The organism is Bacillus sp. JUb11, assembly GCF_024807925.1.
Lineage (GTDB): Bacteria > Bacillota > Bacilli > Bacillales > Bacillaceae > Bacillus > Bacillus altitudinis.
This window is the reverse complement of sequence record NZ_JANUEZ010000003.1, coordinates 168951-182873: the sequence shown is the minus strand read 5'-3', so window position 1 is coordinate 182873 and position 13923 is coordinate 168951. Positions and strand designations below refer to the sequence as shown.

At 42.1% G+C, this 13923-nt stretch carries 14 protein-coding genes; 12 read left to right on the top strand and 2 right to left on the bottom strand.

The window, feature by feature from the left end:
- The first annotated feature begins 20 nt into the window (after window positions 1-20).
- Together M2369_RS06975 and M2369_RS06970 are read left to right on the top strand one after the other, a co-directional pair.
- A complete protein-coding gene (locus M2369_RS06975; RefSeq protein WP_024719496.1) occupies window positions 21-404 on the top strand; it encodes a GtrA family protein in 384 nt (127 codons plus the stop codon).
- Between the two features lie 26 nt (window positions 405-430).
- Window positions 431-688, top strand: a complete 258-nt coding sequence (locus M2369_RS06970) for a hypothetical protein (protein WP_008345502.1) — start codon at window positions 431-433, stop codon at window positions 686-688.
- A 34-nt stretch (window positions 689-722) separates the two neighbouring features.
- On the opposite strand, the gene M2369_RS06965 is transcribed toward M2369_RS06970, so the two are convergent.
- Window positions 723-1568, bottom strand: coding sequence for an AraC family transcriptional regulator (locus M2369_RS06965; protein ID WP_041507958.1), 846 nt, complete (start codon window positions 1566-1568; stop codon window positions 723-725).
- A 181-nt stretch (window positions 1569-1749) separates the two neighbouring features.
- On the opposite strand from M2369_RS06965, the gene M2369_RS06960 reads away from it, so the two are divergent.
- The 8 genes from M2369_RS06960 (at window position 1750) to qoxD (ending at window position 11017) form a co-directional block, all read left to right on the top strand.
- On the top strand, window positions 1750-2928 hold the full coding sequence (locus M2369_RS06960) for a galactokinase (RefSeq protein WP_041508125.1): 1179 nt from the start codon (window positions 1750-1752) through the stop codon (window positions 2926-2928).
- On the top strand, window positions 2928-3920 hold the full coding sequence (gene galE, locus M2369_RS06955) for a UDP-glucose 4-epimerase GalE (RefSeq protein WP_024719494.1): 993 nt from the start codon (window positions 2928-2930) through the stop codon (window positions 3918-3920). The genes M2369_RS06960 and galE overlap by 1 nt, the downstream gene beginning before the upstream one ends.
- A 31-nt stretch (window positions 3921-3951) precedes the next feature.
- The gene (gene galT / locus M2369_RS06950; RefSeq protein ID WP_259253783.1) at window positions 3952-5472 is read left to right on the top strand and encodes a UDP-glucose--hexose-1-phosphate uridylyltransferase; all 1521 of its coding nucleotides are present in this window, start codon (window positions 3952-3954) and stop codon (window positions 5470-5472) included.
- Between the two features lie 7 nt (window positions 5473-5479).
- A complete protein-coding gene (locus M2369_RS06945; RefSeq protein WP_035389879.1) occupies window positions 5480-6562 on the top strand; it encodes a M24 family metallopeptidase in 1083 nt (360 codons plus the stop codon).
- A 513-nt stretch (window positions 6563-7075) separates the two neighbouring features.
- Entirely contained in the window at window positions 7076-8032 is a 957-nt protein-coding gene (qoxA, locus tag M2369_RS06940; protein WP_089374137.1) for a cytochrome aa3 quinol oxidase subunit II, read from the top strand.
- Between the two features lie 27 nt (window positions 8033-8059).
- Entirely contained in the window at window positions 8060-10018 is a 1959-nt protein-coding gene (qoxB, locus tag M2369_RS06935; protein WP_007497822.1) for a cytochrome aa3 quinol oxidase subunit I, read from the top strand.
- On the top strand, window positions 10018-10635 hold the full coding sequence (qoxC, locus tag M2369_RS06930) for a cytochrome aa3 quinol oxidase subunit III (RefSeq protein WP_007497820.1): 618 nt from the start codon (window positions 10018-10020) through the stop codon (window positions 10633-10635). Before qoxB ends, qoxC begins: the two co-directional genes overlap by 1 nt.
- A 1-nt stretch (window position 10636) precedes the next feature.
- On the top strand, window positions 10637-11017 hold the full coding sequence (gene qoxD / locus M2369_RS06925) for a cytochrome aa3 quinol oxidase subunit IV (protein WP_007497818.1): 381 nt from the start codon (window positions 10637-10639) through the stop codon (window positions 11015-11017).
- Window positions 11018-11094: 77 nt separating this feature from the next.
- Here qoxD and M2369_RS06920 read toward each other — a convergent pair whose 3' ends face one another.
- The gene (locus tag M2369_RS06920) at window positions 11095-11358 is read right to left on the bottom strand and encodes a spore morphogenesis/germination protein YwcE (protein ID WP_008345491.1); all 264 of its coding nucleotides are present in this window, start codon (window positions 11356-11358) and stop codon (window positions 11095-11097) included.
- Window positions 11359-11833: 475 nt separating this feature from the next.
- Between M2369_RS06920 and M2369_RS06915 the strand changes: the two genes are divergently transcribed.
- Window positions 11834-13045 carry an FtsW/RodA/SpoVE family cell cycle protein gene (locus M2369_RS06915; protein ID WP_008345489.1) on the top strand — a complete coding sequence of 404 codons (1212 nt, stop codon included), beginning with the start codon at window positions 11834-11836 and terminating at the stop codon, window positions 13043-13045.
- Between the two features lie 110 nt (window positions 13046-13155).
- Window positions 13156-13905, top strand: coding sequence for an oxygen-insensitive NADPH nitroreductase (nfsA, locus tag M2369_RS06910; protein WP_041507956.1), 750 nt, complete (start codon window positions 13156-13158; stop codon window positions 13903-13905).
- Window positions 13906-13923: the final 18 nt, after the last annotated feature.

Genomic DNA, 13923 nt, shown 5'->3' with positions numbered 1-13923 from the left:
AAAAGTATCAAGAAGTTGTCATGTATCTGATCATGGGTGTGTGTACAACCATTGTCAACATAGTCAGCTTCTATTTATTCGTTGAGATGTTTTCTATGGATTACAAAACAGCAACGGTTGTTTCATGGGTATTTGCTGTGCTCTTTGCTTATATCACCAATAAGAAGTATGTCTTCAAGCAAAAGGCTCGTGACACAAAAAGCCTGATGCGTGAGCTTTCTTCATTTTTTAGTGTCCGTCTCATGTCTCTAGGTGTAGATCTGGGGCTGATGATTTTATTTGTGAGCCAAATGGCGCTCAACGAAACCGTCGCAAAAATTCTTGTTAACTTTGTGATTGTCGTGGTCAATTATGTCGCCAGTAAATGGTTCGTCTTCAAGAAAACAAAAGAAGATGCGATTTAACACATGAAAAAGATAGGTGATGTGAAATGAGCAGCAGGCCAGACGAATTATATGATGCCATATATCAACAAACAGAAAAGCAGCATGAACAAGTGTTGAGGCTAGTCAAAGAAATGACCGCACATCCAGAAGCATTTTCTGAACAAGAAAAGGAAAAGATCAACCGGATGGACATTGCGCTTCAAACAGCAACGGACATTTTAGAAAATTTAATGACCCCTGATACGCAAATGACCATTGTTTTAAGACAAGGGAGAATTCGTGTTGACCTAACGAAAGCGTAAAAGAAGCAGCCAATTGAAAAGCGGCTGCTTTTTATTATGCATCGCTTGTTTCCCGGAGTTGCTTTGGAGACATGCCGATTTTCTTTCGAAAGACTTTATTCAAGTAATTCGCATTTCGGTAGCCGCACTGTGTGGCGATTTCTTCAATCGAGTATTTCGTTGTTTTCAGTAACGTTTCCGCCTTTTCTAAACGAATATTGGTTAAATAATGAATCGGTGTGAAGCCAGTTGCCTTTTTGAATTCCCTCGTAAAATGACTTTTGGATAAACGTGCCGCAGCTGCCATATCGTCAGGCCCAATCTCCTCGTGAAAATGGTGGCTTGCAAATAAGGCCGCTTGGACGATGGGCTCAGGCCATTTCTCCATTTGTCCCTCAAGCTTTGGCAAATATGAATACAGTTCCATGACAAATTGATAAGCAAGGCTAGACCCCTCAAATGGATTGGTAATCCGTCTTTCACTGGCTTCATCATAAATCTTCTTTAGCAGGCGGATCGGTTTGGAATTCGGATGAAAACGCATGACCTGCTTTCCTTGATCGATAAATTGATCAAAGCAAAGGTCACAGGCTTCCCCATAAAGTGTTAAATAGAGAAATTCCCAATGTTCACTGTCTTCTGGAAAATAGTATTGATAAGCACTGGGGCTTTTCACCAGAAAGGCCTGTCCAGGCAATACTTTGAATCGTTTCTGTCCGATTTCAATCATGCCGTGTCCAGACAGTGTGAGCTGAAAGATGCACTTGCCCTGATCCTTCCGCTCTACGCCATTCCAGCAGTATAACGAAGATGATTGAACTTCCCAGCCAACAGACCAGATTTGGGCTGGCAATGTCACATCAGAATGGTGAAAACGAAATGCAAATGCTTCTTTCTTCAAATTGGAAACCCTCCTTCACAGCAAAAAACAACCTTTTTCTATTTTGAATCATGTTACACCTCATATCACATCGTACCATTCACAGCAAAAAAAGGGTATTTTTTAACGATTTTTTTACCATTGAACTTCAGCTGACGGGGCAACTAAAATAAGATTATCAGAAGAGAAAAGGGGAATGGATATGATCGACACATTACGAGCAGCATTTCACCAGCAATTTGGAGATCAGGAAGAACTCCGCTATTTTTTCGCCCCAGGCAGAGTCAATCTGATTGGTGAACACACAGATTATAATGGGGGCCATGTCTTTCCATGTGCACTCACCCTTGGTACATATGCTGCGGGAGCAAGACGGTCAGATGGACGCGTCAGAATGTATTCCTTGAATTTTGAAGAAGAAGGTGTGAAAGAGTTCGACCTTTTTGAAATCGCTTTCTCAGAATCGGACGGCTGGGCGAACTATCCGAAGGGAGTATTCCAACAGTTTATCGAAGCAGGCATGGATGTGAAAGAAGGCTTTGATATTGTGTATGCCGGCAATATCCCAAATGGCGCAGGCCTGTCATCCTCTGCCTCTATTGAGCTCGTCACGGCTGTCTTGATCAATGAATGGTCGTCATTCGGCGTAACGCAAATCGACCTAGCCCTTCTTGCGCAGCATGCTGAAAATGAGTTTATTGGCGTGAACTGCGGCATTATGGATCAATTTTCAATTAGTCTTGGAAAAGAAGGTCACGCTATTTTGCTCAATTGTGACACGCTTTCCTTTGAATACAGCCCATTTCGGCAAGAGGGTCTGGCACTTGTCATTGCCAATACAAATAAAAAACGAACACTTGCAGATTCCAAATACAATGAACGCCGTTCAGAATGTCAATCTGCTTTAAACGATCTTAGAAAAGAACGAGATATTGCGCATTTATGTGAGCTCACGGTGGATGAATTCGCTAAACATGAACATTTGATACAAGATGAAACGTGTAGAAGACGTGCAAGACATGCCATCACGGAAAACGAGAGGACCATGAAAGCAGTAAATTTTCTGAAAGATGATAAAATGGAAGAACTAGGTGCACTCATGAAGGCATCTCACCTTTCTTTAAAGAATGATTATGAAGTCACTGGGCTTGAGCTAGATGCACTGGCTGAAGCCGCATGGCAACATCCAGGGGCGATTGGTTCTCGTATGACAGGTGCTGGCTTTGGGGGCTGTACCGTCAGCATTGTGAAAGAAGAGCTGCTGGACTCATTTATAGAAGAAACAGGTGCGATTTATCAAGAAAAAACAGGCATTCAAGCCTCTTTTTACACAGCTGGAATTGGAGGCGGCGCTAGAGAATTAACGAAGGAGGACATTTGATGGCAATTTTAGTATGTGGAGGAGCAGGTTTTATTGGCAGTCATGCGGTAGCGGCTCTTTTGGCTAAAGGAGAACAAGTGGTGATTGTGGATAATTTGCAGACAGGTCATAAAGAGGCAGTCGTAAAGGGTGCCGTATTAGAAGAGGGAGATTTAAGGGATCACGCTTTTTTAAGACGTGTTTTTCAAACACATGACATTGAAGCGGTCATGCACTTTGCGGCAGATTCACTTGTTGGAGAAAGTGTAACAGACCCGCTGAAGTACTATGACAACAACGTCGGAGGGGCAACGGCTTTACTTCAGGTGATGAATGAATTTGATGTGAAACGTATTGTATTCTCTTCAACTGCTGCGACATATGGTGAACCAAAGCGTGTACCGATCGTTGAAACGGATGAGACGAACCCAACAAATCCTTATGGGGAAACGAAGCTCGCGATTGAAAAAATGCTGAAGTGGTCTGAGCAGGCATATGGTATCGAATACGTTGTGCTTCGCTATTTTAATGTAGCCGGTGCTCATACAGAAGGGATTGTCGGTGAAGATCATCAGCCAGAAACGCATTTAATCCCAATTATTCTGCAAGTGGCATTAGGAAAACGTGATCAAATCATGATTTACGGTGATGATTATGAAACAGAGGATGGCACATGCATTAGAGACTACATTCATGTCATGGATTTAGTAGAGGCGCACATTCTAGCGGTTGAGCGTCTGCGTGAAGGAAAAGGAAGCGCGACGTACAACTTAGGGAACGGCACAGGCTTCTCTGTGAAGCAGGTCGTAGAAGCCGCAAGAGAAGTGACGGGCCATGCCATTCCAGCACAGGTGGCAGAAAGACGTGCGGGTGATCCAGCTAAGCTGATTGCTTCATCAGAAAAAGCGCTGAAAGAACTAGGATGGAAGCCTCAATATGCAGATCTCCACACCATCATTCAAAGTGCATGGGATTGGTTTCAGAAACATCCAGATGGCTATCAAAGTGAGTAACGTGTAGCAGGCAAGGGAGGAGACAAAGGGAATGGCGATTGATATTTTTGAAAAGCTAGAACAGCTGATTCAATACGGGATCAATAAAGAGCTAATATCACCACTAGATATGGATTATACAAGGAACCGGCTGCTAGAGGTGCTTGGTCTCGATGATGCTGAGCCAAGAACAGTCTCAGGAGACAGCGACCTTGAAGACATCTTAATGCCAATGCTCGATTGGGCAGTTGAAACAGGTCTTATTCCTGACGGGACAGATACGTATCGTGATTTATTAGATGCCAAAATCATGGGCTGCTTGGTGGCGCCTCCGAGTGTCATCTATGCAAAGTTTGAAGAGAAACGCAAGCATTGCGGACCAAAGGCAGCGACATGCTGGTTTTATGAAATGCAGCAGCATGCCCACTATATTCATACAGGCAGAATCGCCAAAAATGTGCAGTGGTTTACACCGACAGAAGATGGTGAGCTTGAGATCACGATTAATCTATCGAAACCGGAAAAGGACCCAAAAACGATCGCTGAAGCCAAAAAGCTGAGTCAAAAGCAATATCCTCTTTGTCTCCTTTGTAAAGAAAACGTTGGGTTTGGAGGACGCATCAATCACCCAGCAAGACAGAATCACCGGATTATTCCGGTGACACTTACAAATGAGTCGTGGTTTATGCAATTCTCGCCGTATGTGTATTACAACGAACATTGTATTGTGTTCAAGGGCGAGCATGAACCAATGCAGATATCTAAAAAGACCTTCGAGCGTCTGCTTTCCTTCATATCTATATATCCGCACTATTTCATAGGATCAAATGCGGATCTTCCCATTGTTGGAGGCAGCATATTAAGTCATGACCACTTTCAAGGTGGTGCTCATGAATTTCCGATGGCGAAAGCAAAGATGGAAGAAGTGTTTTCTCTCGAAAAGTTTCCGAGGGTGAAGGCGGGTATTGTGAAATGGCCGATGTCAGTGATCAGGCTTCAAAGCAGCGACCAGCAGACGCTTGCGGAGGCAGCGGATTTTATATTACATGAGTGGAAAATGTATTCAGATCCAGAAGCGGGGCTGTTCTCTCATACAGGAGATACCCCGCACAATACCATTACACCAATTGCACGTCGTCATGGGGATGAGTACGAATTAGATCTCGTGCTACGAAATAATCGTACAGACAAGCAGCACCCCGACGGAATCTTCCACCCGCACAAAGAAGTTCATCATATTAAAAAAGAGAATATCGGTTTAATTGAGGTCATGGGTCTCGCCGTGCTTCCTGGAAGATTAGCAGAGGAATTAAGCCTGCTAAAAGCGGCGTTGCTATCCAAACACCCTCTTGAAGAAATCAAAGCCTGCCCTTCTATCATGAAGCACGAGTCATGGGCAGAGCGTCTGATCGAAGAGAATACCTTTACGAAGGACAACGTAGAAGCCATTTTACAAAAAGAAATCGGCCTCATTTTTTCTCGTATACTCGCGCAGGCGGGTGTGTTTAAAAGAACAGAGCAAGGGAAAACAGCATTTAAACGTTTCATTCAAACACTCCATACAGGCAGGTGATGAGTTGATGATTGAACAGGTAAGAACTTTAATGGAAGAAAAACAACTCGACGGTGTTCTGATTCAAAAGCGTAATAACTTTTCTTGGCTTACAGGAGGAAGAAGAAACCACATTGTGTTAAACACGCCAGAGGGCGTTTGTCAGCTACTTGTGTTGAAAGACGATATTGTCCTAGTTGTGAATCAAATGGAAGAAAAACGAATCATTGAAGAAGAAATGGCGTATTTTGACCATCCCTTTCAAGTCGTCACAATGGATTGGTTTGAGGATGAGACTCCTTACATTCAAACACTCATAAAAGACAAACGAATTGGTGCGGACATTCAAATGGAAGGAGTGGAATGGATCGAACCTGATTTGTCTCGTGTTCGATCGATCCTTTCAGCGCCACAGCTCAGCCAATACGAAACCCTTTGTCATGACACAGCTGTTATTGTAGAAAGTGTCTGTCAAGAAATCGTTCCAGGACAGACGGAGCATGAAATTGCTTCGCTTGTTGCTCAAAGAGCGATCGGGCAGGGAATGACGATAGAAGTGCTGCTTGTGGCGACAGATGACCGGATTCATCAATATCGCCACCCGATCCCAACAGAAAAAGCACTTCAAAAGCATGCACTGGTTGTCCTTTGTGCTGAACGGCATGGACTCGTGGCAAATGTCACAAGATCCGTTTACTTTGGACAGCTACCAAAGGAGCTTGAAGAAAACAAGGAAAGGCTTGCGCGAATTGACACGGTCATGAATGCGGCTACTCGTCCAGGGAACACCATTGGAGATGTATTGAAGGCCGGCATTGCTCAATATGAAAAAGAAGGATTTCCTGATAGCTGGAAAAAGCTTCACCAAGGTGGCAAGACTGGATTTGTGTCTAGAGAGATCATTGCAGTTCCTACATCGGTGGAAGAGATCCAGCTTCATCAAGTATTCACTTGGAATCCTTCCTTACCAGGATTGAAATCAGAAGATACGATGGTCGTCGAGAAAGAAGGAAATCGCTTTTTAACCTATACAGGCAAGTGGACGTATATAGACATAGAACATGAAGGAAGCATCTATAGACGACCAGACATTTTGGTGAGAGACGAATAATGAGAAGCCGGCGATGAGCCGGTTTTTTGCTGGAAGTCTTTAGTGAGTTTCCACTCATTTATCACCATTACCAATCATTACAGCGCATAGGCGGAGGATCGATACTTTCTTTTCTTGTCGACTTGCGTTAAAATGAGTAAGGTTTTTGTTAAATATGGGGATACCTATTTCAGAATTGTTTACCTAGATAAAATTTCATAAAGTTAAATTGAAATTTGACCAAACTTTTTTATTGTGGTAAACCTAAATTTGACAAAGTTCTTGATTGTATGTCCTTTGCCTTCAACTCTCAACTTTTCAAAATCCTAGAAATTTATTGTGTGTGCAATAATATAAATTTATGGCGAATTTATGACATTTCAATAGAAATCTGTTGAAAAATAAATGAACTTTTGAAAAAAGGGGAGCTAACTCCAACAGATTTTGATAGCATTACAAAGGGAAGAAAAGTTTTCGAAGGCAGATGGCTTTTCACAATTATTCAGCAATTTATACATTATTTAAGGAAGGATGGTGATCTTCTTGTTCAGAGCCATTAAACCTATGCTTTTATTAGCGATGCTCGTGAGTGTTTTTGTATTAGGAGGTTGCAGCAATATCGCTGTTTTAGATCCTAAAGGACCAGTCGCAGCACAACAAAAAGACTTAATCCTATTATCTATTGGATTCATGCTCTTTATCGTTGGTGCGGTATTTGTACTGTTTACCATCATTTTGGTTAAATACCGTGAGCGTAAGGACGTTGGAAACGCCTCTTATAACCCAGAACTACACGGGAATACGCTTCTAGAAGTTGTCTGGACAGTGATCCCAATATTAATCGTTGCTGCCCTTTCAGTTCCAACTGTAAAAACCATTTACTCTTTGGAAGAGGCGCCTCAAGCAACAAGTCATAAAGATCCACTTGTCGTTTATGCTACAGCAGTTGATTGGAAATGGATCTTCAGCTATCCAGAGGAAAATATTGAAACAGTGAACTACTTAAACATTCCAAAAGATCAGCCGGTTTTATTCAAAATCACTTCCGCTGATACAATGGCATCACTATGGATTCCTCAGCTAGGCGGGGAGAAGTATGCGATGGCTGGAATGGAAATGGAACAATATCTTCAAGCTGATGAAGTAGGCACATATGAAGGAAGAAACGCCAACTTCACAGGCGAAGGCTTTGCTCAGCAAAAATTCAAAGTCAATGCGATGACGCAGTCTGACTATGATAAATGGGTAAATAAAACGAAAAAAGAAGCACCGAAGTTAACGAAGAAAACGTATGACTACTTGATGCTTCCTGATGCTGCAGATGTGCAGACATTCTCATCAACACATTTATCTTTTGCGAAGCACGGAGAGGATTCTGAATATGCACTCCAAGCACGCAAACGTTTAGGTTACCAATCAGTTTCTCCGCATTCCAAGACAGATCCTTTCGAGAATGTGAAGAACTATAAAAGAAAACTAGAAAACGAATAAACTGACTAAGGAAAGGAGGAGGCCGTTATGCATTTAAAATGGGATGAGTTTTTTGTAACTGGAGACCCATTAATTCTTGGTGCGCAAATTTCTATCGCTCTTACTTCCATTGCTATTGTGTTTGTTTTAACCTACTTCAAAAAGTGGAAATGGCTCTGGAAAGAATGGCTGACATCAGTTGATCATAAAAAGCTTGGAATCATGTATATCCTTGCTGCTGTGATTATGTTCTTCCGCGGTGGGGTAGACGGACTGATGATGCGCGCGCAGCTGGCGCTTCCTAATAATACGTTTTTAGATTCAAACCACTATAATGAAATTTTCACAACGCATGGTACGATCATGATCTTATTCATGGCGATGCCATTCTTAATTGGTTTAATCAACGTCGTGGTTCCTCTTCAAATTGGTGCACGTGACGTTGCATTCCCGTATTTGAACAACTTGAGCTTCTGGACATTTATGGTCGGAGCAATGCTGTTCAACATTTCCTTCGTTATTGGAGGATCACCAAGTGCAGGCTGGACGAGTTACATGCCGCTCGCCGGAAATGATTTCTCACCAGGACCTGGACAGAACTACTACTTGCTCGGGCTCCAAATTGCAGGTATTGGTACACTAATGACAGGTATTAACTTCATGGTGACCATTTTAAAAATGCGTACAAAAGGTATGACGCTTATGCGTATGCCAATGTTTACATGGACAACATTGATCACGTCTGTCATTATCGTTTTCGCATTCCCTGTTTTAACAGTTGCTTTAGCACTTATGACATTCGATCGTTTATTCGGTTCAGCATTCTTTACACTCGAAGCGGGCGGTATGCCAATGCTTTGGGCGAACCTTTTCTGGATTTGGGGACATCCTGAGGTATATATCGTTATCCTGCCGGCTTTCGGTATTTTCTCAGAAATCTTTGCGACGTTCTCAAGAAAGCAGTTGTTTGGTTACAAAGCGATGGTTGTATCGATTGTGGCAATCTCTGTTCTTAGTTTCCTTGTGTGGGTTCACCACTTCTTTACAATGGGGAACAGTGCAGCGGTTAACTCATTCTTCTCGATCACAACAATGGCGATTTCTGTACCAACAGGTGTGAAAATCTTTAACTGGCTCTTTACAATGTATCGAGGCCGTATCAGTTTTACATCCCCAATGCTTTGGGCACTTGGTTTCATCCCGAACTTCGTAATCGGTGGTGTGACTGGGGTTATGCTTGCGATGGCAGCTGCGGATTACCAGTACCATAATACGTACTTCCTTGTATCCCACTTCCACTATGTATTAATCGCAGGTACTGTCTTTGCATGTTTTGCTGGTCTTGTTTTCTGGTATCCAAAAATGTTTGGTTACAAGTTAAACGAAAGAATCGGCAAATGGTTCTTCTGGGTATTCATGATCGGATTTAACATCTGTTTCTTCCCGCAGTACTTCTTAGGACTGCAAGGAATGCCAAGACGTATTTATACGTATGGACCAGAAGATGGCTGGACTGCACTAAACTTTATTTCAACAATTGGTGCATTCATGATGGGTATCGGATTCATCATCCTTTGCTATAACATTTACTACAGCTGGAGACACGCGAAACGTGAAGTGTCTGGAGACAGCTGGGGAGAAGGACGTACACTTGACTGGGCGACATCTTCTGCAATTCCGCCGCATTATAACTTTGCAGCACTTCCAGAAGTGACGACACCAGATGCATTCCATCATTGGAAGCAAAACAATGTTGACGTTCATCCTGAAAAAGAATTCAAGAAAATTCACATGCCGCACAATTCAGGCAGACCGCTAATCATGTCTGCATTCTTCGGACTTGGTGCATTCGGTCTTGTATTTGAATGGTACTGGATTGGCGTTATCGGCTTAATCGGTGTATTCGCAACAATGATTTTACGTTCATTTGAATATGACGATGGCTACTATATTCCTGTTGAAGAAGTGATTGAAACAGAGAAAAAGAATAAGGAGGCGCAGAAGTAATGGGACATAATGATAGCAGCTATGCAAATGCACCGCTTGAATATCAGTCTGAAACAGGACGTTTAAACATCCTTGGTTTCTGGATATTCCTTGGCGCGGAAATCGTGTTATTCTCAACACTTTTTGCGACCTACTTTGTTCTTCATGGCAGAACAGCTGGCGGCGTTTTGCCAGCTGAGCTATTTGATATGAAGCTTGTATTGATCATGACATTCCTGCTATTGGTGAGTTCATTTACATGTGGGATTGCCGTTCATGAAATGCGCCGTGGAAGTACAAAAGGGGTTGTCATTTGGACGATTCTGACACTGCTTCTAGGTGCAGGTTTCGTTGGTTTTGAGATTTTCGAATTCTTCCATTATGTACATGAGGGTGCGAGCATCCATACAAGTGCATACTGGTCTGCATTCTTTGTTCTTTTAGGAACTCACGGATTACACGTATCCATTGGTATCTTCTGGATTACGGGCGTCTTGTTCCAAATTAAAAAACGTGGATTAACACCACAAACAGCAGCGAAGATCTTTATCTCAAGTCTATACTGGCATTTCCTTGATGTTGTATGGATTTTCATCTTCACAGCTGTGTACTTGATCGGATTAGGGGGGCTTTTGTGATATGGCTGGAAAAACACATTCCTCAGCAGAGCACGAACACTTCCCTTGGAAACACGTAGTCGGCTTCATTCTCTCCATTGTGCTAACCATCTTAGCATTCTGGATTGCCATCGGAGCTGAAATTGGCAGTTCCGCAAAACTATGGATTATCTTTGGTTTTGCCTTCATTCAAGCATTCTTGCAGCTGTTCATGTTCATGCATATGACAGAGAGTGAGAACGGGACTGTTCAAGTCGGAAATACTTTGTTTGGTCTGTTCTGTGCGATCATTTTCGTCATCGGGTCTGTTTGGATCTTCGCGGCTCACTACAGCCACGGAGAGAACAGCAAAGACGGTTATTCACCATCTGCGCCAAAGCAGTCTGAGCATTCAGAGAAATAATAAAAAACCACTCATCTTTCATAGGTGAGTGGTTTTTATGCTGATTGTGATAACGCTTCCAATTGATGATGCAATATCTATCTGCTGCTGAATCTTTTGCGAATGAATGGAAGTCCATAGATGAGGAATGCTGCAATGTGAGCCAGAATCACGTTAATGGCAAAGAATGCGATCATGAAGGTATGTCCTGCTGGAGATAAACTGCTTGTCATGTAAAGACCGAAGAAAATCCACATAATCATGATGGGTGGAATAGATGCTAATGCAATCTTTCTGTTTTCCAACCATAAAAACAGGGGTGTAGCTGTTGCAATACATAGGTACGCAAAGAACATATCCATCGTATCCAACTCCTTTGTAAGTTGATGTTCAATTCAAATGAGAGGTCAGGATGCAATTGTGTCTGTTTTTAGGAGATATTGTGAACATTTTGTTACAAATATTATACCACAATTGACTTTGAAGTAAACTCAATAATTGGAAAATGGGCCATATTCCGCAGAAATTGTTTTTTTCTTATACCTCAGTTAAGCTTATGCTGGCAAGATGTTAACCTTTCATATCGCCACATAAGTCATTGAATTTTCCCCTTAAAATCTGTAAAATAATCTTTTTAAAGGACTTATGATCGGTTGTCATGATAGAGTAGAAAGGGATTTTTCCCTATTATTAGGATGAAAAGTATTTCATTTTTTGAAATTAGAATGGAACCTTTCAGGTGTCACTTCCGTCATATTTAAGGTGAGTTGCTTTTGTGAAAATTTCAATCTAATATAAATAAGGGCTTTTATGTTTTGTAATAAGGGTGGTTAGTTCATGAACAAGCAGAATACATCTCCTTACTATCAAGGAGATTTGATTTTTATATTTTTAGCCTTCTTTGCCATCAGTGTCATCGCTATTTATGCTGCGGGACAGTTTGGGCAATATGGATCTAATGCATGGACCAGACAGATCATTTACTACATGGTCGGGGTCATCTGTATTGTGGCTATTAATTACTTCGATCTGGAACAATTAGAAAAGTTAAGTCTATATATTTTTATAGGCGGCATTATGCTCTTAATTCTTTTGAAAATTGCCCCTGCACAAATTGCAGGTCATGATTTTGCTCCAATTAAAAATGGTGCAAAAAGTTGGTTCGTGTTACCGGGAATTGGAACATTTCAGCCTTCAGAGTTCATGAAAATTGGTTTGATTATGATGCTCGCCTCTGTCATTGGGAAGGCAACCCCAAGAGGAAAACGAACATTAGAAGATGATATTTTCCTACTATTAAAAATTGCTGGTGTGGCTGCTGTACCAGTCGGACTCATCTTTTTGCAAGATGCAGGTACGGCTGCGGTATGTATGTTTATTGTCGTTGTCATGGTCTTTTTATCAGGGGTCAACTGGAAATTGATCTCTCTCATCGGTTCAGTGGTTGTGCTTTTAGTTGCCGCTGTGTTAGCCGTGATTATTCTATTCCCTGATTTCGCACAAAAGATCGGGATTCAGCAGTATCAGATCAACCGGATTACCGCTTGGCTTCCTGATAGTTCTTCGACAGCTAACCAAGCCCAGACACAGGATGCATCGGGATCGGATAAATATCAAGTCGAGCAAGCCATTATGGCAATTGGGGCAGGACAAATTTTCGGGAACGGTGTTAAGAACTTAAAAGTGTATGTTCCAGAAGCTCAGACAGATATGATTTTCTCTATCATAGGGGAAGCTTTTGGTTTTGTCGGCTGCGCATTTGTGGTCATCATGTTCTTCTTCCTGATTTATAGGCTTGTTGTACTGATCGACCGTATCCATCCTTATAGCCGGTTTGCGTCATTTTTCTGTGTAGGATATACAGCATTGATTGTCATCCATACATTCCAGAATATTGGTATGAACATAGGCGTCATGCCTGTAACGGGGATACCACTCTTATTCATCAGCTTCGGGGGAAGCTCTGTTTTATCTGTTCTTATTGGATTTGGTATCGCCTATAATGCAAGTGTTCAATTAACGAAATATCAAAGTTATTTATTTAAATAAAACGGGTAAAGGGCAGTCTAAGCGTAGGCTGCCTTTTTGGCGTGAGTTCTAACTTTTGAAAAGTAATATTCATTTGACTTATGATAGTAGGAGTGAAGGAGGTCTTCGAATTGAATAAAACGATAGAAACCATCTTAAATCATCGGTCCATCCGTTCGTTTACAGATGAGCGTCTGACAATGGAAGAGGTGCTGACACTTATTAAAAGTGCACAGGCTGCTTCGACATCAAGCTATGTACAGGCGTATAGTATCATTGGTGTAACAGATCAGGAGAAGAAGGCGAAGCTTGCTGAACTGGCTGGAAATCAGCCATACGTTGAGAAGAATGGGCATTTTTTTGTTTTCTGTGCAGACTTGAAACGCCACGACTATATCGCAAAAAAAGCAGGAAAGAACCATCAAGAGGCGCTTGAAAATACAGAAGCCTTTCTTATCAGTGTGATTGATGCGGCGCTCGCTGCGCAAAATGTCAGTGTCGCCGCAGAATCTATGGGACTTGGCATCTGCTATATCGGCGGACTGCGTAATCAGCTGAAGGAAGTATCCGAACTACTTGAAACACCTTCCTATGTGCTGCCGCTATTCGGATTGGCTGTAGGACATCCTGCCAATCCATCATCTCAAAAGGAACGGCTGCCCGTTGAGCTAATCTACCATGAAAACACATATCAGCAAGACGAAGCTCATGTGGATCGTTATTTAAAAGAATACGATGATCGTATTTCATCATATTATGAAGAACGAACAAACGGTGAGAGAAAAGATACATGGTCTGAGCAAATGCTTCGAGGCTTTAGTCAGCCAAAACGTGCTTTCCTCGGAGATTTTGTGAAAGAGAAGGGCTTTAATCGAAAATAAATCAGGAAATCCCCCTTT

Coding starts and splice junctions, on each gene's coding strand:
- qoxB (WP_007497822.1), top strand. CDS start 8,060: ATGCATTTAAAATGGGATGAGTTTTTTGTAACTGGAGACCCATTAATT.
- M2369_RS06915 (WP_008345489.1), top strand. CDS start 11,834: ATGAACAAGCAGAATACATCTCCTTACTATCAAGGAGATTTGATTTTT.
- M2369_RS06975 (WP_024719496.1), top strand. CDS start 21: ATGTATCTGATCATGGGTGTGTGTACAACCATTGTCAACATAGTCAGC.
- M2369_RS06960 (WP_041508125.1), top strand. CDS start 1,750: ATGATCGACACATTACGAGCAGCATTTCACCAGCAATTTGGAGATCAG.
- galT (WP_259253783.1), top strand. CDS start 3,952: ATGGCGATTGATATTTTTGAAAAGCTAGAACAGCTGATTCAATACGGG.
- qoxC (WP_007497820.1), top strand. CDS start 10,018: ATGGGACATAATGATAGCAGCTATGCAAATGCACCGCTTGAATATCAG.
- galE (WP_024719494.1), top strand. CDS start 2,928: ATGGCAATTTTAGTATGTGGAGGAGCAGGTTTTATTGGCAGTCATGCG.
- qoxD (WP_007497818.1), top strand. CDS start 10,637: ATGGCTGGAAAAACACATTCCTCAGCAGAGCACGAACACTTCCCTTGG.
- M2369_RS06945 (WP_035389879.1), top strand. CDS start 5,480: ATGATTGAACAGGTAAGAACTTTAATGGAAGAAAAACAACTCGACGGT.
- M2369_RS06970 (WP_008345502.1), top strand. CDS start 431: ATGAGCAGCAGGCCAGACGAATTATATGATGCCATATATCAACAAACA.
- M2369_RS06920 (WP_008345491.1), bottom strand. CDS start 11,358: ATGGATATGTTCTTTGCGTACCTATGTATTGCAACAGCTACACCCCTG.